This is a genomic window from Hydrotalea lipotrueae (genome assembly GCF_019249625.1).
Classification (GTDB): Bacteria; Bacteroidota; Bacteroidia; order Chitinophagales; family Chitinophagaceae; genus Hydrotalea; species Hydrotalea flava.
The window spans coordinates 33,112-56,714 of sequence record NZ_JAESDL010000009.1; the positions used below are offsets into that span (position 1 = coordinate 33,112).

Annotated in this window: 19 protein-coding genes; 9 read left to right on the forward strand and 10 right to left on the reverse strand. The window is 38.0% G+C overall.

All coding sequences use genetic code 11. From position 1 onward, the window contains the following. Nucleotides 1-57 precede the first annotated feature (57 nt). The gene (locus tag JK139_RS07100) at nucleotides 58-1,800 is read left to right on the forward strand and encodes an ATP-binding protein (RefSeq protein ID WP_218330922.1); all 1,743 of its coding nucleotides are present in this window, start codon (nucleotides 58-60) and stop codon (nucleotides 1,798-1,800) included. A 106-nt stretch (nucleotides 1,801-1,906) separates the two neighbouring features. Here the strand turns inward: JK139_RS07100 and JK139_RS07105 are convergent, their stop codons facing one another. Next, nucleotides 1,907-5,119, reverse strand: coding sequence for a S41 family peptidase (locus JK139_RS07105; protein WP_218330923.1), 3,213 nt, complete (start codon nucleotides 5,117-5,119; stop codon nucleotides 1,907-1,909). A gap of 47 nt (nucleotides 5,120-5,166) precedes the next feature. On the opposite strand from JK139_RS07105, the gene JK139_RS07110 reads away from it, so the two are divergent. Together JK139_RS07110 and JK139_RS07115 are read left to right on the forward strand one after the other, a co-directional pair. Next, the gene (locus JK139_RS07110) at nucleotides 5,167-5,874 is read left to right on the forward strand and encodes a peptidoglycan DD-metalloendopeptidase family protein (RefSeq protein ID WP_218330924.1); all 708 of its coding nucleotides are present in this window, start codon (nucleotides 5,167-5,169) and stop codon (nucleotides 5,872-5,874) included. A 34-nt stretch (nucleotides 5,875-5,908) separates the two neighbouring features. Further along, nucleotides 5,909-6,076 carry a hypothetical protein gene (locus tag JK139_RS07115; protein WP_176712962.1) on the forward strand — a complete coding sequence of 56 codons (168 nt, stop codon included), beginning with the start codon at nucleotides 5,909-5,911 and terminating at the stop codon, nucleotides 6,074-6,076. A 47-nt stretch (nucleotides 6,077-6,123) separates the two neighbouring features. Here JK139_RS07115 and JK139_RS07120 read toward each other — a convergent pair whose 3' ends face one another. Continuing rightward, complete coding sequence (locus tag JK139_RS07120; protein ID WP_218330925.1) at nucleotides 6,124-6,819, reverse strand: type 1 glutamine amidotransferase; 696 nt, start codon at nucleotides 6,817-6,819, stop codon at nucleotides 6,124-6,126. A gap of 128 nt (nucleotides 6,820-6,947) precedes the next feature. On the opposite strand from JK139_RS07120, the gene ruvB reads away from it, so the two are divergent. Further along, nucleotides 6,948-7,982 carry a Holliday junction branch migration DNA helicase RuvB gene (ruvB, locus tag JK139_RS07125; RefSeq protein WP_074417485.1) on the forward strand — a complete coding sequence of 345 codons (1,035 nt, stop codon included), beginning with the start codon at nucleotides 6,948-6,950 and terminating at the stop codon, nucleotides 7,980-7,982. Nucleotides 7,983-8,049: 67 nt separating this feature from the next. Here ruvB and JK139_RS07130 read toward each other — a convergent pair whose 3' ends face one another. After that, the gene (locus JK139_RS07130; RefSeq protein WP_074419819.1) at nucleotides 8,050-8,748 is read right to left on the reverse strand and encodes a response regulator transcription factor; all 699 of its coding nucleotides are present in this window, start codon (nucleotides 8,746-8,748) and stop codon (nucleotides 8,050-8,052) included. A 199-nt stretch (nucleotides 8,749-8,947) separates the two neighbouring features. Here JK139_RS07130 and JK139_RS07135 point away from each other — a divergent pair, with 199 nt between their 5' ends. Continuing rightward, nucleotides 8,948-9,319, forward strand: coding sequence for a co-chaperone GroES (locus JK139_RS07135; RefSeq protein ID WP_074419820.1), 372 nt, complete (start codon nucleotides 8,948-8,950; stop codon nucleotides 9,317-9,319). 147 nt (nucleotides 9,320-9,466) lie between these two features. On the opposite strand, the gene JK139_RS07140 is transcribed toward JK139_RS07135, so the two are convergent. Next, nucleotides 9,467-11,383 (reverse strand): RecQ family ATP-dependent DNA helicase, encoded by a 1,917-nt coding sequence (locus JK139_RS07140; RefSeq protein ID WP_074419821.1) that lies wholly within the window; start codon nucleotides 11,381-11,383, stop codon nucleotides 9,467-9,469. 192 nt (nucleotides 11,384-11,575) lie between these two features. Between JK139_RS07140 and JK139_RS07145 the strand changes: the two genes are divergently transcribed. Beyond that, nucleotides 11,576-12,541, forward strand: coding sequence for an MBL fold metallo-hydrolase (locus tag JK139_RS07145; protein WP_074419822.1), 966 nt, complete (start codon nucleotides 11,576-11,578; stop codon nucleotides 12,539-12,541). 7 nt (nucleotides 12,542-12,548) lie between these two features. On the opposite strand, the gene JK139_RS07150 is transcribed toward JK139_RS07145, so the two are convergent. Continuing rightward, nucleotides 12,549-14,669, reverse strand: a complete 2,121-nt coding sequence (locus tag JK139_RS07150; RefSeq protein WP_218330926.1) for a heavy metal translocating P-type ATPase — start codon at nucleotides 14,667-14,669, stop codon at nucleotides 12,549-12,551. A gap of 62 nt (nucleotides 14,670-14,731) precedes the next feature. On the opposite strand from JK139_RS07150, the gene tsaE reads away from it, so the two are divergent. Both tsaE and JK139_RS07160 read left to right on the forward strand, forming a co-directional pair. Then, a complete protein-coding gene (gene tsaE, locus JK139_RS07155; RefSeq protein WP_074419824.1) occupies nucleotides 14,732-15,172 on the forward strand; it encodes a tRNA (adenosine(37)-N6)-threonylcarbamoyltransferase complex ATPase subunit type 1 TsaE in 441 nt (146 codons plus the stop codon). 52 nt (nucleotides 15,173-15,224) lie between these two features. Beyond that, on the forward strand, nucleotides 15,225-16,442 hold the full coding sequence (locus JK139_RS07160) for an alanine dehydrogenase (RefSeq protein WP_068246160.1): 1,218 nt from the start codon (nucleotides 15,225-15,227) through the stop codon (nucleotides 16,440-16,442). 7 nt (nucleotides 16,443-16,449) lie between these two features. Here the strand turns inward: JK139_RS07160 and JK139_RS07165 are convergent, their stop codons facing one another. From JK139_RS07165 to JK139_RS07185, 5 genes are all read right to left on the reverse strand, one after another. Beyond that, nucleotides 16,450-17,070 (reverse strand): ABC transporter ATP-binding protein, encoded by a 621-nt coding sequence (locus JK139_RS07165; protein ID WP_074417480.1) that lies wholly within the window; start codon nucleotides 17,068-17,070, stop codon nucleotides 16,450-16,452. A gap of 27 nt (nucleotides 17,071-17,097) precedes the next feature. Next, entirely contained in the window at nucleotides 17,098-17,895 is a 798-nt protein-coding gene (gene lpxA, locus JK139_RS07170; protein ID WP_074417479.1) for an acyl-ACP--UDP-N-acetylglucosamine O-acyltransferase, read from the reverse strand. A gap of 116 nt (nucleotides 17,896-18,011) precedes the next feature. Next, entirely contained in the window at nucleotides 18,012-19,418 is a 1,407-nt protein-coding gene (locus JK139_RS07175) for a bifunctional UDP-3-O-[3-hydroxymyristoyl] N-acetylglucosamine deacetylase/3-hydroxyacyl-ACP dehydratase (protein ID WP_074417478.1), read from the reverse strand. Nucleotides 19,419-19,528: 110 nt separating this feature from the next. After that, nucleotides 19,529-20,581 (reverse strand): UDP-3-O-(3-hydroxymyristoyl)glucosamine N-acyltransferase, encoded by a 1,053-nt coding sequence (lpxD, locus tag JK139_RS07180; protein WP_218330927.1) that lies wholly within the window; start codon nucleotides 20,579-20,581, stop codon nucleotides 19,529-19,531. Nucleotides 20,582-20,611: 30 nt separating this feature from the next. Further along, on the reverse strand, nucleotides 20,612-21,823 hold the full coding sequence (locus tag JK139_RS07185) for an HD domain-containing protein (protein ID WP_074417476.1): 1,212 nt from the start codon (nucleotides 21,821-21,823) through the stop codon (nucleotides 20,612-20,614). A gap of 153 nt (nucleotides 21,824-21,976) precedes the next feature. On the opposite strand from JK139_RS07185, the gene porX reads away from it, so the two are divergent. After that, nucleotides 21,977-23,533: a T9SS response regulator signal transducer PorX gene (gene porX, locus JK139_RS07190; protein ID WP_074417475.1), complete on the forward strand. Its 1,557-nt coding sequence runs from the start codon at nucleotides 21,977-21,979 to the stop codon at nucleotides 23,531-23,533. Nucleotides 23,534-23,603: the final 70 nt, after the last annotated feature.

Here is a 23,603-nt window from a genome sequence, read left to right on the forward strand (position 1 = left end):
ACCAATCGGGAAAATGATTGAGTTATTTTTCAAGTAACTAAAATCAAACTATAACAAATGAAAACGAAGGCGAAATTGTCAATTGGAATAGGATTGTTATTTGGAATGATAATTCTGCTTACTGCTTTGAGTATTTTTTACATCAATAAATTGTCTTCCGATTCAAAAAATATTCTCGTTGCCAACTACAATACAATTGATTATTCCAGAAATATGGAAATTGCATTAAATAATGGTATAGAACAAAAAGATAATCTTAAACTTTTTTTAAATAGCCTGCAACATCAACAACATAATATTACAGAAATTGGCGAGGATGAATTAACCAGTCATTTAACCTCTCATTTTCAACAGTTAATGGCAAATCCAAAAGATTCAGGTTTATTAAAGCAAATTAGAAATGATATTACCGATATTATGCTGTTAAATATGCAAGCCATTCAACGCAAAAGCAATATTGCTAATTTAACCGCTCAAAAATCTGTATTCTGGATAACCTTAGCAGGTACCATTTGTTTTTTAGCAGCATTTGTAATGTTTGTTAATTTGCCGGGCAGTATTGCCAATCCTATCCGTGAATTAACCGATAGTATTAAACAGATTGCAGCACAAAATTATTCACAAAGGGTTCATTTTTCGGGGCATGATGAATTTGCAGAGCTGGCATCATCATTTAATACTATGGCAGAAAAATTAGAGGAATATCAGCTTAGTAATATCGATAAACTGATGATGGCCAAAAAACGAATTGAAACACTCATTGATAATTTGGAAGATCCGATTATTGGTTTAGATGAGCAAAAAAGAATTTTATTTATGAATAATACGGCTTTACAAATAACCGGGTTAAAGAATACAGATGCAATGGGAAAACCGGTTCAGGATATAGCTGTTAAAAATGACCTGATTAGAAATCTGGTACATGAGATGTTTGTAGAAACAAAGAATGAAAGTATTAAGAAACAACCTATAAAAATATATGCTAATAATAAAGAAAGTTACTTCGAAAAAGAAATTATACCCATCAGAATTATTCCAACCGGAGAAACTGAAGAAAAATTGATAGGTAATGTAATTCTGCTGCAAAATATTACCCCTTATAAAGAGTTAGATTTTGCAAAAACAAATTTTATTGCAACCATTTCACATGAATTGAAAACGCCTTTATCCTCCATACAATTGAGTGTTGAGTTACTTGGTAAAAAACAACTCGGAACTTTAAATGAAGAACAAATAAGCCTTGTTGAAAGTATAAAAGAGGATGCCACAAGATTACTAAAAATAACCGGTGAGTTGTTAAATTTATCGCAATTAGAGAGTGGGGCAATTGAGCTTTCTGTTGCTCCATGTACTCCTTATGAAATTGTACAATATGCTATTGAAGCCAATCAAAAAATGGCATCACAGAAAAATATTCATTTAAACATTCATTTACCCGAAAATTTACCTGAGGTAATGGCTGATAAAGACAGAACAGCATGGGTATTGTCGAACCTCATTTCTAATGCCATTCGGTATTCTTACGATAACTCAATTGTTGAAATTAAGGTACAGCAAATCAACAATAATTTTCAGTTTTCGGTACAAGATTTTGGTATTGGTATTGCACCGCAATACATCAATAAAATTTTTGATCGCTATTTCCGTATACCCGGCAATAGAAATGAAGGAACCGGTTTAGGGCTTAGTATATGTAAAGAATTTATGGAAGCACAGGGTGGCAGCATTCATGTTATCAGTGATTTTGGCTCTGGAAGTACCTTTTGGTTTATACTACCTGTCGTAAATACAAATATTTAAAAAATTGCACCTATTATTTGAACTTAGAAATTTATACAAAATAAAAAGACCGCCTCAAATAGTTTTGAGACGGCCTCTATTGAAATAATATACGGTACCGTTATTATTATTGATTGGCTGTGGTTTCTTTCAGCATTTCTTTTACTGCTGCCGCCAACTGATCATCTGTTCCAAACACTACATCATTGTACGGATTATCTACATCAATATCCGGATTAATTTGCAGGTTTTCTGTTGGGCGCCCTTCTTTACCAATGGTAGCAATCATGGGTATGCCAAAAACAATGGTAGGGTCTATTTGTGTTTCCCACCAAACGGCAGTACCGGTGCCGGGTACCGGCTTACCAATGAGTTTGCCAATACCATTGGAACGATAAGCATAGGGAAATAAAAATGCATCGCTATAATTGCTTTCGCTCATTAACACACAACTGGGTTTCGTCCATTTGCCTGCGGGTTCACCACCTTCTGCTTTAAAGCCATAAGGAGCAAAACTGAGGTATTGTTTCCCTTTCAAGAAAGTAACCAAATCATCATGCAGCCAGCCTCCGCCATTAAAACGGGTATCTACAATCAGTGCTTTTTTGTTGTAGTTTTTCCCCATAACCTTATCAAAAAACTCTCTGTAACTCGCATCGTTCATACCTTGTATGTGTACATAACCTATTTGTCCGTTGCTCAGTTTGTTAACCATTTCAGACATGGTGTTGGTCCAGCGTTTGTATAATAGTGCATTTTCTTCACTAACGGTAATGGGTTTAACGGTCTCTTCCCAAGTGGTTTTAGTAGCAGGATTATACACCTGCAACAAAACATTTTTACCTGCTTTTCTGTTTAAAAAAATATTCCAGTCGTTGGTATCGGTAATATTTTCACCGTCAATAGCCATGATTATATCGCCTGCTTTTATTTTGCTGGAGGCTTTATCAACAGGTCCGCCTTTTATCACTTCTGTAATTTCTAATCCATTGCCGCCTTTCATTTCATTATAAAATAAACCTAATGAGGCGGTATTGTCGCCATCGGGGTTACGTGGTGTATAACGGCCACCCGTATGCGAGGCATTTAGTTCGCCCAATAATTCGCTTAACAATTCCTGGAAGTCGTAGTTGTTATTGATGTGGGGTAGAAAACGGGCATAATCTGTTTTGTACATTGCCCAGTTAACGCCATGTAATTTGGGGTCGTAAAATTTCTTTTCTACCTGGCGCCAGGCATGTTCAAATATATAGGCACGTTCACCGGCAGTATTTAAAATCATTTCGCCGTTAATAGTAACGGGGGTTACCTTGCCGTCTTCTACATCTACTTTCATCAACTTACCGCCGCCTAAAACAAATAATTGTTTACCATCTTTGCTCAATTCCATATTACCCCCACTGCTTAATTTGGTAAGCAGCTTCATTTCTTTAGTACGGGTATCCATTTGCCATAAATTGGCGCCTTGCTCAAATCGGGCTAATAAAAACAATTTGCTGCCATCGGCCGATAATTTATAATCATCCAAATTCATGGAAGCATTGGTAAGCCTTACTTTCTGATGATCTATGTTGCTAAAATCCAATACTATGTTTTCTTTCTTTTTAATGGTATCCTTGTTTTCTTTTTCTTTTAATAAGGCTGCATCTTCTTTATTCAGTTGAAATTGATCATAAGCTGCTTTGTTAAAGAATAAAGCATAAACATCAGCTTCTTTGGGCCCCTGTATAGCCAATGAGCGTTTACCTTCTTTATCAGAGGTAAAGAGCAAGGCTTTGCCGCCCATTGCCCATTGCTGGCGGTTATTGCTAAAACCGCTTTGGGTAACATCAGTGCCGGTGGCATCAGTGCCATCTGCTTTAAATACCAATATAGCACCGCCGCTTAAACCAAAAACACCTTTACTGCTTCTAACGGCTATCCATTTGCTATCCGGGCTCCATTCATATCGTTGATCGCCATCGCTGTAAGAAAAGTTCTGTCCTGCCGGTAATATAGTGGTGCTGGTTTTAGTAGCTATATCGTACACTCGGAGTGTATTTCTTTCTTCCAGATAAGCAATTTTTTTACCATCGGGTGAAGGCATGGGTTGAAATTCTTCCTTCTCGGTAGCAATTATCGGCTCTTCTTTAATTAATGTAGCAGCATAAAAATAAGGCTCATCTTTACGAGCAATGGTAGCTTTTATAATATCCCAACTGTTACCCCTTTCTGCTGCATAATATAAACTTCTTCCATCGGGTGCAAATGCCACCATTCTTTCCTGTTGTGGTGTATTGGTAATGCGTTTGGTATAACTACCATCGGTACTGGTTACAAATACTTCGCCCCTAAATACAAACGCAATTTCCTTACCGTTAGGCGATACACTCATTTCAGTGGCGCCACCATTAATGGTTACATTTTTTTCAACATTGCCCCGGGTATCTGCGTTAATGATGATGTTTACTTTTTCCGGTTTACCATCCGGCTTCAGCGTATATATTTCACCATTCCAGGAAAAACAAAGGGTGTTGTTGTTAGAGCGGGAAAGATGTCTGACCGGATAATCTTTAAAATCGGTCAATTGCTGTTCTGCCATTTTTAATTGCAAAGGCATTTTGTAAATATTTTGTGTACCGTTTTTCTCGCTTAAATAATACACATATTGGTTGTCGGCTGAAAAAACAGGCTCTCTGTCTTCGCCAATAAAACTCGTTAATTTTCTATAATTTTTTGTTTGGAAGTTGTACAACCAAATATCACGCGTTACGCTACTGGTATGGTGTTTGCGCCAGGGGTCTTCATACCCTTTTCTATCCTGAAACACAATTTCTTTTCCATCATTGCTGTAATGCACGTCTTCAGTGCCGGCAGTATTTAAAAGAATGTTTCTGCCGCCGCTTACTGGCACATCATACAATTTTAAGAACAACGCTTTTTGTGGAAAACGAACAGATGTATTCAAATCATTTCGGCTACTTCCAAAAATCACTTTGGTATTGTCGGGCGAAAAATCCCATGGAAAATCATTGGCTGAGTTAAAAGTGATGCGTTTTGCTTCGCCGCCATTCGCAGGCATTACAAACACATCAAAATTTCCATAACGGTCAGAGGCAAATGCAATACTTTTTCCATCATGACTCCAAACGGGCATTTCTTCCTGCGATTCATTTAGTGTTAACGGGATGGCAGTGCCACCGGTGGCAGGTACACTGTATAAATCGCCTTTATAACCAAATACAATGGTATTGCCGTCAGGGCTAATAGCCGGGTAACGTAACCACAAGGGTGGATTGTTTTGCGAAGAACCTATAATGCTGTAACCTAACAGCATCATGAAAAAGATAAATTTCTGCATGGCATTTAGTTTTATTTTTATCAGAGCATTAAAGATAATCACGCAAAATGGATAGCCTTACAGATTTTTATGAACGGATACAGCCGCTACAAACCAGCTTTGCTTCCATAGTGCCTTTTCAGGCGTTTTCCGACAAATTATTAGCAATGGATTTTACAGCAAAAAATGATATTTGGCGCAAAGAAGTAGTGGAAAATGTGGCTTTGTTTGCAACAACCGTGAATGGTGTTTTGCGGCAGGCAAAAGCAAAATATGGTATTGGCGGCTATTTGGAACACCGCAATATTTATGCCCGTAGCTCAGTGTTTGATGGTACTGCACCCCGCCGTATTCATTTAGGAATAGATATTTGGGGAAGAGAAGGTACACCCGTAATGGCACCCTTAGCCGGCACAGTACATAGTTTTGCTTTCAATAAAGCCTGTGGCGATTATGGTGCTACCATTATATTAACGCACCATATTCATGAACTACAATTTTATAGTTTGTATGGCCATTTGGCTTTAAAAAGTTTGAGCCGTGTTTCAGAAGGGCAATTGATAAAGCGAGGAGAAAATTTTGCCTGGTTGGGTGTTCCGGAAGAAAATGGTTATTGGCCACCGCATCTTCATTTTCAGTTAATGTTAGATATGGAAGATTATAAAGGTGATTACCCTGGTGTTTGTGCAGCCAATCAACTGCACCACTATGCCCAAAATTGCCCCAATCCAGATGTAATTTTACAAATGCAGCGTTATGCTGTGGTTGATTTTTAATTTCTTCTGTTTAAATTTGCGAAAAAACCATTACATGTCACATCAAATACACCAGGAAGAAGATACTAAGAAATTTACCCTCACCATTTTTTTATCATTTGCGGTTGTTTTCTGTTTTTTGGTACTCATGGCACAATGTAAAGGCCCATATCATCCGCCAACAACACATGCAAATACAGAACATGCAGCATCGCATGAATAATCAGGTATAACACCATGCAAAGCAGGCAGGTATTGAAGAAGAATAAACTATTCAAATTGGTCTTTTAAAAACATATCCAGCAGCTTTATCAGGAATGGATATTGTTGTGGCAAAAATTTTTCTGTTTGCTTAATGATAGCATGTTCTGTTTGCACAAAAGGGGCATTGATGAGTTCATGTTTGCCATGTTGTAACATTTGCAATAAAAGATGCATTTCTATTTCAGGATGAAATTGTAATGCCAATACATGGTTTTGATAAATGAAACCCTGCTGTGTACAGGCATCTGAATGAAAAAGCGAAACTGCATTAGCCGGAAGGTCAAACGTATCGCCATGCCAATGAAAGCCATGAAAAGCTTGTGGCAATAGTTGTGCTAATGGATGTGGATTGGAAGAATAAATAGGCCACCAGCCAATTTCCTGTTGAACATGCGCATACACGCCGGCACCTAAAACGGAAGCAATGAGCTGACTGCCCAGGCAAATGCCCAGCACTTTCTTTGCAGCGTGGATGGCTTGTTCAATACAGGTTTTTTCGGCAGTCATCCATTTAAACTTTTTTTCCTGATATATACCCATAGGGCCACCCATTACAATCAGCATATCATATTGATCTGGCTCAGGGAAGGGTTCTTCATTGAACACACGGGTTATATGAATTTGATGCCCCATATTTTTAGCCCATTGCAGTAAACTGCCCGGATTTTCAAAAGAAACATGCTGTATGAAATGAACTCGCATAACTTCGTAGCTATTGTTTTTGTAGTTTTACCCATGCATATTCCGGCAAAAAAGCTTCACTGAAGCCATAATGCAGATGATATGCTCAGAAAATATTTACTTTATAAAATTATTGCATCACACACACAATGTCAAATCCTAATTTAGATAGTAGCAAAGAACAGTTAAACCAGCCCGATAAGGAGTTTGAAAATACCATACGGCCCAATGAGCTGGATGACTTTTCGGGGCAACCGCAGTTGATAGAAAATTTGATTATCTTTATTAAAGCGGCAAAAATTCGCGGAGAGGCATTGGATCATATACTTTTTCATGGCCCCCCAGGGTTGGGTAAAACCACTTTAAGCAGAATTGTAGCCAACGAACTGGGCGTAAACATCCGTGAAACCAGTGGTCCGGTTATTGAAAAACCCGGCGATTTGGCCGGCTTATTAACCAATCTGGAACCCAATGATGTTTTGTTTATTGATGAAATACACCGGTTAAGTACTGTGGTAGAAGAATACTTGTATGCGGCCATGGAAGATTTCAGGATTGATATTATGATTGATAGTGGCCCCAATGCAAGAAGCATACAACTCAACATCAACCCCTTTACGTTGGTGGGTGCCACTACCCGCAGTGGTTTATTAACGGCACCCTTGCTTTCCCGTTTTGGTATAAAATCGCGGTTGGAATATTATAATGCAGCTACGCTTCAAAAAATTATACAACGCAGTGCTGTTATATTGCATGTGCCTGTTTCGGAAGAAGCTGCTGCTGAAATAGCCCGGCGCAGCCGGGGAACACCACGCATTGCCAATGGTTTATTGCGCAGGGTACGCGATTTTGCCCAGGTATTGAATGACGGAATGATTGATATTGGCATTACACAACATGCATTAAAAGCATTGAATGTAGATGAGTATGGTTTAGATGATATGGATAATCGGATTTTGTTAACCATCATTGAAAAATTTAAAGGCGGGCCGGTAGGTATTACTACTATTGCAACCGCTGTTGGTGAGGAATCGGGTACCATTGAAGAAGTATATGAACCTTTTTTAATACAGGAAGGTTTTTTGCAACGAACACCAAGGGGCAGAGAGGTAACTGCCAAAGCTTACCAACATTTAGGCAAACATAAGCCCAAGGGTACACAGCCCGGTTTATTTAACGAATAAGCATAAAAAATGCCACTTCATTCAAGCGAGTGGCATTTTTGCATAAAAATCGAATATGCTTTTGGCATTATGGCGCTACCAATCTGAAACCATTGCCATGAATGTTTACAATTTCAATATTGGTATCATCTTTTAGGTACTTACGCAGTTTGGCTATGTATACATCCATGCTTCTGCCATTGAAATAGGTATCGCTGCCCCAAATTTTCTTCAAAGCCCTTTCACGAGGCAATAAATCATTTTTATGCTCTGCCAGCATTTTTAATAATTCGTTTTCTTTGGGTGAAAGCGTATGGGTTTGACCGTTATGCGATAACTCTCTCAGTTTTGGATTGAAATGATAAGAGCCTAAATCAAATTCTATATTATCGCTAATGCGGTTTTCTTCTTCATTCCTTTTTAAAATGGCTTTTATTTTCAGTAGCAGTACTTCGCTGTCAAAAGGCTTGGTAATATAATCATCGGCACCTAAACGATAGCCCTGCACTACATCTTCTTTCATGGTTTTGGCACTTAAAAAGAAGAGAGGTATATCGGGGTCAACATCACGAATTTCTTCAGCTAGCGTAAACCCATCTACGTTAGGCATCATTACATCTAACAGGCAAATATCAAATTTTTCCCGCTGAAAAGCGGCTAAGCCTAATCGGCCATCTCTTTCCAATACCACTTCATAATCATTCAGTTCCAAATAATTTTTAAGTACCATACCCAGATTGGTATCGTCTTCGCAGAGCAAAATTTTGTATTTCTTTTTTTCTTCCATAACCATTCTTATTTTTAAGTATTCAAATAAAGTTCATTACAGCAATAATTAACTTGATTGCCGGCGCAATCTTTTGTTAAAAAGCTGCTTTCATTCTGCTAAAGATATTACTATTTTTGTGGTTGTTACACAAGAATTTTTCAAAACCCGTTAACAGTTGCTACTTTAGCTTGTTTTTAAGTGAAGAAAATTAGTGTATATGATGATAACGCAGGACAACAAATTGAAAAAGCTCATTATTATTGGCGACAGGGTTTTAATTAAACCTTCTAAACCGAATGAACAAACCTCCAGCGGATTGTATTTACCCCCCGGTGTACAGGAAAAAGAAAAAGTACAACAAGGTTATATCATTAAAACAGGACCGGGTTATGCCATTCCGCTACCTGTTGAAAACGAACCCTGGAAAACAGAGGAAGAACAGGTAAAATACATTCCTTTACAGGCACGTGAAGGTGATTTGGCTTTATTTTTATTAAATGGTGCCACTGAATTAATCTATGAAGGCGAAAAATATTTTATAGTTCCGCAGCATGCCATTTTAATGCTGGAAAGGGAAGAGGATTTATAAATGGCAGGTTGCAGTGCAATTTAGTCTTTAAGTTATTTGGCTGCCTTTGCAAATTTTAGAAAAACCGGAATCATTGCAGATGCAACCGGAAGGGAAACAGCATCATTGGCTGAAATTTTAAAAAACACTTTGGGCCGGGAGTGGTAATTATTTTTTAGTTACACCATTTTGTGCATCTATTGTAATGTATGCGGCATCCAATAAACTTTGCAGTACTTCATGAAATTGTTTTTCCATTTCATTTGGGAACAGGGCTTTTAAGTTAGCCAACGCAATCCCATGTTGTGGGATTGCATTCATGATTTCCCGTTCAATTTTTTTAAAGTCTTTTGTACTTAAATGTTGGTGATTGGTTCGTAAACAATTATCGCAAATGCCACACCGTTGATTGGATTCATCTGAAAAATATCGGGCAATTATATTGCTGCGGCAGTTTTTGGTTTCTTTTGCGTAGGCTATGATGGATTGAATACGTTGGCTGTACTGTTGTTTTCTGGCATGGTATTGTTCATAATTGATGTGTAGGGAAGCAGCCGGTGCCCGGTTCAATAACATAAAAATTTGTGGGGTATCTTTCTGTGGCAAATATTCTATGATGCCATACTGTTGCAACTGATGCAGATGTTCGGTTACTGTATCATAACTGATGCGTGCAATTTTGGCAATTTGCCTTTCATAAATAGAAACACGGTTATCTAATATTCCCTGATAGGTTCTCAACAATGTTTGCGTTATTTTTTCTAATGCAGGAAAGTTTTTCTGAAATTCAAATAATACCTCTTTGTCTACTTTAAACCCTGCCTGCGATGGTGCAAATACCGATTCATTGAATAATAAATGCCCCTCCTGTTCCAATACTTTTAAAACATTAAATACTGTAGCGGCATCTAATTTAAAATACTGTACAAAATTTTCTATATCAAAATCATAATAGTTGCCCTGCCCAATACCAACCGGTATTTGCAGATAATCGGCTAGTCCCTGATAAATTTTCCGAATGATTTCAACCGGAGGGAAACGTTTTTCAGGTAGTTGAACTAATTGCTGTAAATCGTCGGGATGATATAACAAAACAGCATAGGCTTTTTGGTTATCGCGGCCTGCCCTGCCTGCCTCCTGATAATAGTTTTCAATGCAGTCGGGGATGTTGTAATGAATAACCGTTCTTACATCCGGTTTGTCAATACCCATTCCAAAGGCATTGGTACAAACCATAATGCGTGTTTTATTTTGAATCCAGTTGAATTGCTTTTGGTTTCTTTCTTCTTTAGATAATCCCGCATGATAAAAATCGGCTGAAAAGCCCTGTAATTGTAACAAATGTGCTACATCTTTGGTCTGCTTTCGGGTACTGCAATACACAATACTGCTACCGGGTACCTTCTGCAGAATTTCAATAACTTTATTGATTTTACTATCTGTTTCATATGCAGTATACGAAAGTGCAGGTCTGGTAAAGGATTGTTTAAATACAGCTGTTTGCACTAATTGTAGTTGCTGAATAATATCTTGTTGCACCGGTAAAGTAGCAGATGCGGTTAATGCAATAAATGGTACTGCATTAATGTAATGCTTCAGTTTTGCAATTTGCAGATAGGATGGCCTGAAATCATACCCCCATTGTGAAATGCAATGCGCTTCATCTATTACTACAACACCAATAGGTAAATCGGGTAAAAAAAGAAGAAAGAGTTTATTTTGTAAACGCTCCGGCGATACATATAAAAAAGAAAATTTACCATCTACTGCTTTTTCTAAAAGTAATTGTATTTCAAAATAGCTAAGGCCGCTTTCAATGGTAGTAGCGGCGATGCCCAATTGATTGAGTCTGGCTACCTGATCGTTCATCAATGCAATTAATGGCGAAATTACAAGCGCCATACCCCCTTTCATTAATGTGGGTACCTGAAAGCAAATTGATTTACCACCACCGGTAGGTAATAAAGCCAGTGTATCTTTTCCTGCCAGTACCGATTCAATAATAGGCAGTTGCAATCCCCTAAAATCAGAATAACCCCAATACTGTTGCAATACTTCTCTTGGTGTTATGGGCTTTGATTTCATTATTGGGCGGTGCTTTAATACATCTGTTCATAAAAAACTGTATAAAAATAACATGGAACTGCAAATTATTCGCTGAAATTTACCGGATAAATATAAAAATTGAAATATGCAGGTTTAGGAAAATCATTTTACCTTATTGTTTTGATTTGCAATACTTCCATCATTGATAAATGTGTTTATAAATATTGAACTATGATTTACTTACGGTATCGCCTTGTTGTAATGGTATTTTTGTTCATGGGTTTTCAACTGCTATTGCAGGCTCAAAAGCCTGTTTTTAAAGTTGTTCCATTAGGTGTAAAGGGTGGATTGGATGAAAGTAACTTATCAGCCTATTTAATTGCGGTGAATGGGACCAGCCGGTATATTGCTTTAGATGCCGGCACCATTGATGCCGGCATTCAAAAAGCCATTCAAAAAAAATTATGGAAGGGTACTACCTCAACTGCTGTTTTGCAGGATTCAATTAAAGGTTATTGCATTTCACATGGGCATTTAGACCATGTGGCCGGTTTAATTATCAATGCTCCCAACGACAGTAAAAAAAATATTTATGCCATGCCTTATTGTTTACAGGTATTAGAACAAAACTATTTTACCTGGCAAAGCTGGGCCAATTTTGGGGATGCAGGAACGCTGCCATTTTTAAATAAATACCATTATGTGCCCCTCGCAACGGGACGGGAGGTACCGCTTGAAGGAACAGACATGATGGTAACACCCTTTGTTTTAAGCCACGGATCTAATTATAAAAGTACGGCATTTTTAGTCAGGTATCAATCTGGTTACCTGCTTTATTTGGGTGATACTGGGGCCGATACCATTGAACATAGCCATGATTTATTACAATTATGGCAATGCATAGCACCCTTTGTGCAGCAAAAAAAATTAAAAGCCATTTTTATAGAAGTTTCTTATCCGAATGAGCAGCCGGAGAATCAGTTATTCGGTCATCTTACCCCAAAATTATTATTGGATGAAATGCATGTACTGGTCAATTTAACAGGAATAAATGCTGTGCAGGGATTACCTATTGTAATTACACATATGAAACCTTCGGGCAATAATGAAGCTATTATTCAACGGCAGTTGTTGCAAAACAATGCTTTGCAATTGCAATTTATATTTGCCCAACAGGCAGTGCCATTGTTTTTTTAAAAGAGGGTTATACTACTTTTTTGTAATTTAAACGAACACTGTTAATGGCTAATACCACATCACTTAATCCCATGGCTAATGCACCCAGGGCAGGGTTTAAATAACCAAATGCTGCAATAGGTATGGCAATGATGTTGTAGAAAAAGGCCCAAAACAAATTTTCACGAATGGTTTGGTAAGTGTGTTTACCCAAGCCTAATGCCAGCGGCAGGTGTGTAAGTCCGTGATTCATTAAAACTACCTGTGCACTTTGCATGGCAATATGCGAAGCATCGCTGAGCGAAATACCTACTGTTGCTTTTGCTAATGCAGGAGCATCATTAATACCATCGCCAATCATAGCAGTAGGTGCCTGGGTGGTGAGCCGGGCAATGGTTTGCAATTTTTGTTCAGGAGTTTGTTCACTAAATACAGTATCTATTCCTGCCACTTTGGCCATCTTCTCACAATTAGCCTTTGAATCACCACTTAATAAAATTGTTTTGATGTTTTTTTGATGGAGTTGTTGAATTACCTGCACTGCTTCAGGGCGAATGGTATCTTCAATATCTAACCAACCCAATAGTTCATTATTTTTGGTAATATATACATTGTGTGCATTATCGGTAGTTAAACCGGATACCTGCTTGTATGCAGTTGCCATGTAAACATTTCCTGCTTTATCAATGCCCTTCATTCCCAAACCTTTTATTTCTTCAACAGAACTAAAGTGAATGAGTACAACCGGTTTCCATTCTTTTACAATCGCTTTTGCAATGGGGTGGGCTGCATATTTTTCTAAAGAAGCTACTATACTTTGAAAAGTATCTGTATCAATGGTTGTTTCAAATTTTGTGATAGAAAAATGCCCGGTGGTAAGCGTGCCGGTTTTATCAAATACTACCTGTTTAATGTCTTTAAATACTTCCAAACTTCTGGCATTTTTAAATAGTATGCCATTTTTTGCAGCACGGCCCAAACCTACGGCAATAGCTGCCGGAGTAGCCAATCCCATAGCGCAAGGGCAGGAGATCACTAAAACGGCAATACCCCTTAGTAAACTGTTACCAAAACCAATATTCGTAAAAAAATAATTGCCAGTTAGGGTAAGCACTGCAATACTAATAACGGTGGGTACGAATATGGCGCTGATTTTATCGGCCAATTGCTGTACTGGTGGTTTTTCAGCCTGTGCCTGTTTTACTAAATTTAAAATATTGCTTAATACAGTATCTTTTCCTACCGCAGTTACCTGCGCTTTAACAGTGCCACTTTCCAAAGTGCTGCCACCAATCAGCAGGTCTTTCATTGTTTTCTGTACCGGAATACTTTCACCGGTTAACAGTGATTCATTTACTTTTGCTTCACCCCATAAAATTTTACAATCCATGGGTACAGATTCTCCAGAATTAATCAAAATTAAATCGCCTACTCTTAATGATTCGCTTTCTACCTGAAATATTTGCTCTTGATGCTGGTCATCAAAGGCAATCATATTTGCTTTGATTTTTTGCGTTACTGCTAAACTGCGAATGGCTTTTTGCGTAGTTTCAACAGATTTATCTTCTAACCAGTTGCCCAAAAAAACTAAGGTTATAATGGCTGCAGTTGTTTCAAAAAACATAAAATCGGCAGCACGGCCAATGAGCATACCGTATAAACTGTAAATAAAAGCAGCAGTGGCACCTAAGGCAATCAGAACGTTCATGTTGGGTATACCATTGCGCAAGCTTTTAATGGCACTTTTTCCAAAAAATTTTATGCCCACCCAATATACAGGCAGGGTAAGGGCTAACTGTACATAGGGATTCATTAAAAAATGGCTGTGCACAAACATATCCAACATGAGTGGCAGGGTAAAAACAGCGCAGAATAAAAAGCGCTGACCATGATTGGTGAACCGTAAATTCCAACGTGTAGTGGCTTTACTTTCAGCAGGAATCGTTTCGTTTTTTACATGATATCCTAAACTTTCAATACCTTTTAGCAGAATGGTTTTTTTGGTGGTATCATTCAAGTCAAAATTTACCTCGCCACCAATAAAATTTACTTTCACATTATCAACCCCTTTTTCTTCCAAATATTTATGAATGGTGAGAGCACAATTGGTGCAACTCATACCTTCTACTTTCCACGATACATTTTCCATGCTGCAAAATTAATTTAGTTATGGGTTACCAACCCTTTCGTAAGTAGGAATATCTTTGCCCTATGGATGCAATTTTTACATTATCTGAACTGCCTGCTCTTATGCCTTATTTAATTGAAGAAGGAAAAACTGCCGATACATGGGTGTTTGAAGCACCTATGGGTGCGGGAAAAACTACTTTAATTCATGCTTTGGCAACTTATTGCGGAGTTCAGCAAACAGTGAGCAGCCCAACTTATGCGCTTGTAAATGAATATACTACGGCCGAGGACAAAACTATTTACCACATGGACTGGTATCGGTTAAAAGATGAGGAAGAGGCTGTAAATGCCGGAATAGAAGAATTGGTAAACAGCTATTGGTGTTGGATAGAATGGCCTGAAAAAGCAATTGGTATTTTGCCGGATGATGTTTTTATTATTCGGATTGTTGTGGTAAATGAAACCACCCGGAGAATTATAACAGAACTGTCTCACCATTCATTTATACCTTCATATTTGTAATAAATACTGTATTTTTATTACCCATATTCATAGATTTTCTTAAAGCAAACATATGTCGTCAAAAAAGCCGGTTATTTCTACTTCATTCAGTTACGAAACACTGGAAGAAACATTGGATATTAAACCACAGGGTTTACCACTTGAAATAGGGTTGCCCAAAGAAACGGCTTTTCAGGAGAATAGAATATCATTAACTCCTGAAGCGGTGCGTGTAATGGTGATGAATGGGCACAGGGTTGTGGTGGAACACAAGGCCGGAGAGGGAAGCAATTATACCGATAAAGATTACAGCGAGGCGGGTGCTACTATTGTATACCATCATTCTGAGGTATTTAAGGCACCATTGTTATTAAAAAGTGCACCGGTTGTAATAGAAGATATTCCTTTGTTACAGATGCATCAAACCATTATTTCCCCCATACATCATTCTGCTTTAAAAAGTGAAATATTGGAACGGATGATGGATAAAAAAATTACGGCATTAAGTTTTGAAAATTTAAAAGATGAACACGGCAGTTACCCCATTGTAAGAAGTATGAGCGAAATTGCAGGTGGTGCATTAATGCTCATTGCAGGACAGTATTTAAGCAGTTTTAACAAAGGCAAGGGGGTACTGTTAGGTGGTGTAAGTGGTATACCGCCTACTAAAGTAATTATTATTGGTGCAGGAACAGTGGGCGAAGTAGCTACTAGAAATGCATTGGCATTGGGTGCCAGTGTTAAGGTATTCGATAACAATGTATACAGGTTGAAACAATTGCAAAATAATTTGGGGCAGCGGGTATGGACCAGTGTATTGGAACCCGGTATTTTAGCCAAACAACTTAAAACTTGCGAAGTGGCTATTGGTGCGCTTAGCAGCGATTATGGAAGAGCGCCCGTTGTGGTTACTGAAGAAATGGTAGCCGCTATGCGTCCCGGAAGTATCATTATTGATGTTTCCATTGACCGTGGTGGTTGCTTTGAAACCAGTGAATTAACCACCCATGAAAAGCCGGTATTTCTAAAACACAACGTAATTCATTATTGTGTACCCAATATACCCAGTGGGTTTGCCCGAACAGCCAGCCATGCCATTAGTAATGTATTAATGCCATTATTATTGGAAATTAGTGATGAAGGGGGAATGGAAGAAATGGTATGGCACAGTATTAATCTGCGCGAAGGAATTTATTTGTTTAAGGGGGCATTAACCGATTTTTATCTGAGCCAAAAATTCAATTTGAAATACAATGATTTGAATTTACTGATTGCCAGCAGGCGATATTAATTCCGGTTTATTTATAATCAGTAATAGCAATTCTTTTTTTACAAAAATCCATTTCGGCTGCATCATTACTGCTTACAATAATGGTTTTGGCAGTGGCATAATCAGCAATTAAATCGTGGTAAAGCTGGTAACCTTCTGCATCCAGATTGGTGCAGGGCTCATCTAATAACAATACCGGTGTATTTGAAAATATAGCTTGTGCTAATTTTACTCTTTGTACCATGCCGCTGCTGTAATAGCGTATTTGCTTATGGGCCGATTGTGCAAGGCCAATTTTTTCTATAATAGCGGGAATTGAAATACCCGGTAGCAGTGGTTTAAATTGGGCATGAAAATGCAAAAATTCAGTAGCTGTCATCTCTTCAATTATATCCAGATAAGGCGCAACAATCGATAAATATTGGTGTACCTGATCTTCCGGAATGAATTGCCCGGTTTCGTTTTGCCAGATGCATTTTCCTTCATTTACTCTTAATGCCATGGCAATGGCTTGTAGTAATGTACTTTTGCCACTTCCATTAGGCCCGGTAATAGCATAGGATGTTGATGCTGAGAAAGTAAAGCTTACATGCCTGAAAATCCAGTCGCGGTTAAATTTTTTGCCTGCATCTTGTAATACAATTGTCATTTGTATGAAAATAGCGGATACTTTGAATTAATCCTCATCACTAATATCAGAGGCAAACTTTTTGATAATACCTCTGCCACTTTCCCTGATAAATGTTACAATTTCATCTCTTTCATCGCTGGCAGGCAAATCTTCTTCAATTAAAGCAAGTGCCTGCGAGGTATTAAAACCTTTGTTGAAAATAATGCGGTAAATATCAATGATGTGGTTAATTTTTTCTAATTCAAAACCTCTTCTTTTCAGTCCCACACTGTTTACCCCACCATAGCTTAATGGGTTACGTACTGCTTTAATATAAGGAGGCACATCTTTACTCACCAAACTGCCACCGGCTATGTAGGCATGCTGACCAATTTGAACAAATTGATGAACAGCACTAACGCCTGCTATCCAGGCCCAATCGCCCATTACCACATGGCCGGCCACCTGAACACTGTTGCTTAAAATACAGTTGTTCCCAATTATACAGTCGTGTGCAATATGGCTGTAAGCCATAATGAGGCAATGGCTGCCAACGGTTGTTTTCCACTTATCGGCTGTTCCGCGGTTTATGGTTACAAATTCGCGAATGGTGGTATGGTCGCCAATTTCAACAGTTGTTTTTTCTCCGTTATATTTTAAGTCTTGTGGAATAGCGCCTAAAACTGCTCCAGGAAAAATTCTGCAATTTTTTCCAATTCTGGTACCATCCATAATGGTGACATTACTGCCAATCCAGGTGCCTTCGCCTATCTGAACATCACCATGTATTACAGTGAATGGGTCTATTTTAACATTGGCTGCTATTTTAGCATTGGGATCTATGTAGGTGTAGGGATGTGTCATCCGCTTTGATTTATTGATTTGTGCTATTCTGGTTTGTATGGCAGAATAGACTTTAAAAAATGGGCCGATGTTTACCGACCGTTACAAAAATAGAAATATTAGGAATAGTTTAAGGTTTAATTGCGTTTTACGAGTTGCGCTACTAAATTAGCTTCAGTAGCCACTTTTCCGCCTACATAAACCATACCTTTCATTTCGCAGATACCTCTTCTAATTGGACTAATGAATTCCATTTTTAAAATCATGGTATCTCCGGGTAATACCTTTTGTTTGAATTTGCAGTTGTCAATTTTTAAGAAATAAGTATCATAATCACCTTCCGGCAGGGTATTAATACAGAGAATACCTCCTGTTTGTGCCAAAGCCTCAATTTGCAATACACCTGGCATAACAGGGTTGTTAGGGAAGTGCCCTTGGAAAAACCATTCATTAAAAGTTACATTCTTCACCCCTACAATATGTGTATCTGTTAGTTCAATAATTTTATCTACCAACAAAAACGGGAAGCGGTGTGGTAATGTTTTCTCGATACGTTGCAGGTTAAATATGGAGGGTGCTGCCGGATTGTATACCGGTACATCTTTAACGTGTTTGTTTTTCTTGATGTATTGTTTTATTTTCTTTGCAAATTCAACATTGGTGCTGTGGCCGGGCCTATTGGCAATGATACGGGCTTTAATGGGGTAACCAATCAGCGCCAAATCGCCCACAACATCTAATAATTTGTGGCGGGCAGGCTCATTCGGAAAGCGTAATTCTAAATTATTTAAGTAGCCTTCGCTTTTAACTTCAATTTTCTCGCGTTTAAATGTTTTGGCCAGCCGCTCCATTTCACCATCGGTTAAAGGTTTATCTACCACCACAATGGCATTATTAATATCGCCGCCTTTAATCAGGTTATTATCTAACAGCATTTCTAATTCATGCAAAAAAACAAAAGTGCGACAGGGCGCTATTTCGGTTTTAAAATCTTTGATGGTTTTTAATCCGGCATGCTGGGTACCTAATACCGGGCTGTTAAAATCAATCAGTGTAGTTATTTGGTAATCAATAGCGGGCATCGCTACCATTTCAACCCGTTTCTTTTCATCGTATAAATAAATGTTTTCATCAATGCTATACCAGGCTTTGGCGGCATCCTGTTCGGCAATGCCGGCTTCTTCAATAAAAGTGATGAAAGGAGCTGAGCTACCATCCATAATGGGTATTTCAGGTCCGTTTATTTCAATTAAAACATTATCAATACCTAATCCTACCAAGGCAGCCAGAATATGTTCAACAGTACTTACTTTGGCATCACCAAATTGAAGCGTAGTACCACGAGAAGTATCGGTAACCAAATCGCAATCGGCTTTAATAATGGGCTGTCCCGGTAAATCGGTTCTTTGAAATTGAATACCAAAACCCGGATTAGCAGGTTTTAAATTCATTTCAACCAAAATGCCGGTATGCAAACCTGTGCCTTTTATACTAATGCTTTTACTGAGGGTATGTTGTTTATCCGGATTAAAGTTTTGATCCATTCTTGATTTGTTTTAATTGGCAGCAAAATTCACAATTTGATAATGCTTCCTTTTTCCTGAATTGTTATAATTTATGCAAAAATAAGCCGATTAACGGTTGAAGTGCAAGATTATGGTGTAACTCTTTCTGCAAGCAATTGCTGTACCATTTTTTCTAACTCCATTACTTTCTTTTCAAGTATTGGAAGCTTTCGGGAGGCAGCCTGGCTTCTTAGGGCTGCAGTATATTCATAAGCAGGCGAACCGGTTACTACGCTGTTGGGTTGTTTGATGGCTTTGCTTACCCCACTTTGTGCATTAATTTTGCTGCCATCGGCAATGGTGAGATGGCCAACAATACCCGCCTGCCCGCCTACCATTACGTGATTGCCCACTTTAGTACTGCCGCTTACGCCGGCCTGTGCTGCAATAACGGTATGATGCCCAATTTCAACATTATGGGCAATTTGTATCAAATTATCTAATTTGGCACCGGAACGAATAATGGTAGATCCAATGGTAGCACGGTCGATAGTGGCATTGGAGCCTATTTCTACATTGTCTTCAATTATAACATTCCCAATTTGGGGTATTTTCTGATAAGTACCATCATTTAAAGGGGCAAATCCAAAGCCATCGCCCCCAATAACTGTTCCGGCATGAATGGTAACATTTTTACCAATCTGGCAATGGTTGTATACTTTTACCCCTGCATGTAAAATAGTATTGTCATCAATGGTTACATAATCTCCAATTACAACACCCGGAAACAATTTTACCTGATTGCCAATCTTTGCATTTTTTCCGATGTACACAAAAGCTGCAATATAAATATTATCTCCTAATTGTGCGGTAGCCGCTACAAATGAGGGCTGTTCAATTCCATTGAGTTGTTCGGTTACTAATTTTTGATATTTAGTAAGCAGGGCTGCAAATGCTGCATAGGCATCCGATACGCGAATTAATGTGGCTTTTACAGGCTGTTTTAAAGTTTGATTATGATTCACAATAATAATGGAAGCCTGGGTATGGTATAAATAATCTTCGTATTTAGGGTTTGCTAAAAATGACAATTGCCCTGCTTTGGCTTCTTCAATTTTTCCAAAAGAGGTTACAGCTACAGTAGCATCCCCATCTACTTGTCCATCAATTAATAGAGCTATTTGAGCAGCAGTAAATTGCATATTTGTTAATCTTTTTAATCTTCCTTACCCCTACAATAATGTGCAAATGTAAAATTTTTTGATGGGTGAAGAAATAGTTTGGTGAATTAACGGGTTATCAATGGCAGAAATATCTTTTACCTCGCCAGTTTTAAAGAGAATTTTAATGTTCTCATCATCAGGCTGATACATGGTATTAACGGCCTCACCGGTAAATACAAAATTGGCTGCATCCTGTTCAGATATTTTTAAAAAACCTGCAGCTTCAGCAATTTTTTCTGCTATGAATGCATTGGTAAACGGCTTTGTTTCTAATTTAATTTTAAACAACTGGCGGTTTAACAATTTATTACATAAACTATTAACGATAAAATCAGGGTGTTCCGACCATTTTTTTATGGCAAATGAAATATCCACATCATCTAAACGGCAGAACCGGGTTAAAATTTCATCAGAAAGGCTGGTAGTGTCTTGATAGAGAAAATCATCCAATACTCCACCAGTTTTAAAGCTATTGTTGCCGGCAGCTATTAAAAAGCGAACCCGCTCTAAAATATGTACCAGCATTTTTTCGGCACTTAATACGGTTTTATGCAGATATACCTGCCAGTACATTTGCCGGCGAGCTACTAAAAATTTTTCAATGCTGTAAATGCCTTTTTCTTCTACCATTAACTGTCCGTTATGAACGGCAAGCATTTTAATGATTCTGTCATAACCTATCACTCCTTCACTCACACCGGTAAAAAAACTATCACGGGTTAAATAATCCATCCGGTCTACATCTAACTGGCTGCTAATGAGTTGATGTAAAAAAGGTTTGTGATAGATGCCGGTAAAAATATCAATCGCCATTTGCAGGCGGCCATCTAATTGCCGGTTTATAGTTTGCATCAGGGCAAGGCTAATGGTTTCATGATGTACCGATTGAATTAATTGGTTTTCTAAGGCATGCGAAAAAGGGCCATGACCAATATCATGTAATAAAATGGCGGCTTTTACTGCAACTTCTTCTTCTGGAGTAATCTCTACCTGTTTTGTTTTTAATTCAGCAATAGCATTGCACATTAAATGATAAGCACCGAGGGCATGATGCAAACGGGTATGTACTGCTCCGGGATACACCAAATATGCCAATGCCATTTGATGAATACGCCGCAATCTTTGAAAATAGGGATGATTAATGATATCGAAAATTAATGGATGATTGATGGTAATAAAACCATACACCGGGTCATTAATAATTTTTTGAGTAGCTTTCATGCGTGTTGCCAGTTTGTTAAAGCAGCCAGCAAATGTACTATTTGTGTGGCTATCGAATATATTTGAGTTATAGCAGTAAAATGCAGGCATATCTGTTTGATGGATGACTGGCCTGCTATTTGCACACAATTGTAATTAATGAAAAAGATGCTTATGGAACCAGTAACAATACTTTGGGCCGATGATGAAATAGAGGGTTTACAGTCGCAAATTATATTTTTAGAAAACAAAGGATATCGTGTAAAAAGTTTTGCCAGTGGCTTTGAAGCATTATCATACCTGGAAGAAAATTTAGTGGATATTGTTTTTTTAGATGAGTCGATGCCAGGTATTACCGGTTTGGAAACACTGGCTAAAATAAAAGCAGCACATCCGGCAATACCGGTGGTGCTGATTACCAAAAATGAAACAGAAAGTTTAATGGATGATGCCATTGGCAGCCAGATAACAGATTATTTATTGAAACCCGTAAACCCCAATCAGGTGTTATTATGCCTGAAAAAAATTATTGATAATAAAAGATTGGTGTCTGAAAAAACCACAACGGCTTATCAGCAACAATTTAGGGAATTGTTTATGGCATTCAATAACAACCCCGATTATAAAGAATGGACAGAAATCTATAAAAGATTAGTGTATTGGGAATTGGAAATGGAAAAGACCAATAGTGCCGAAATGCGCGAAATTCTTGCATCGCAAAAACAGGAAGCCAATGCTGAATTTTCAAAATTTGTATCCAAACATTATGCCGAATGGATAAAACCTGCCACTGCCGAAACACCCATAATGAGCCATTATTTAATGCAGTTTAAAGTATTGCCACATGTAGAAAAAGGCACACCGTTATTTTTTATACTAATTGATAATCTGCGCTTTGATCAGTGGAAAGTTATTCAACCCATTTTTGCCGAAACCTTTAGAATACTGGAAGATGAAACCTATTACTCTATCTTGCCAACAGCCACACAATACAGTCGAAATGCCATTTTTAGCGGATTATTACCGGTAGATATAGAAAAAAAATTCCCCGAACAATGGAAAAATGATGATGAACAGGGCGGTAAAAATTTATATGAAGAACTGTTTTTCAGGGCATTACTAAAGCGGTTGCAGAAAGAAGATTTGAAATTTAGCTATACCAAAGTATTGAGCCACACAGATGGTTTACAACTGGTGAATAACATGCATAATTTACTGGAGAATGATTTGAATATAATTGTATATAATTTTGTAGATATGCTGAGCCACGCCAGAACAGAAATGGAAGTATTGAAAGAACTGGCTGCCGATGAAACCAGTTACCGCAGTATTACCAAAAGCTGGTTTGAACATAGTGCCCTACACCAGGCATTAAAAAAAATTTCGGAAAAAAATATTAAACTCATACTCTCAACTGATCATGGCAGTGTGCGGGTAAAATCGCCCTGTAAAGTAATTGGTGATAAACAAACCACAACCAATTTAAGATACAAACATGGCAGAAATTTAGATTACAATCCAAAAGAAGTATTAGCATTTAAAGATCCGCGGCAAGCCGGATTGCCCGTACCAACGGTAAATTCTTCATTCATCTTTGCAAAAGAAGATGAGTATCTCTGTTATCCGAACAATTATAATCATTTTGCCAACTATTACAAAAATACTTTTCAACACGGAGGTATCAGTATGGAAGAAATGATTATACCAATTGTAAAAATGATTAATAAGTAGTTTTGTTTTTCCTTTTTGCGTAATTCAATTTTTCCGATGCGGCATTCATTTTTTTTGCAGTGTTTCAACT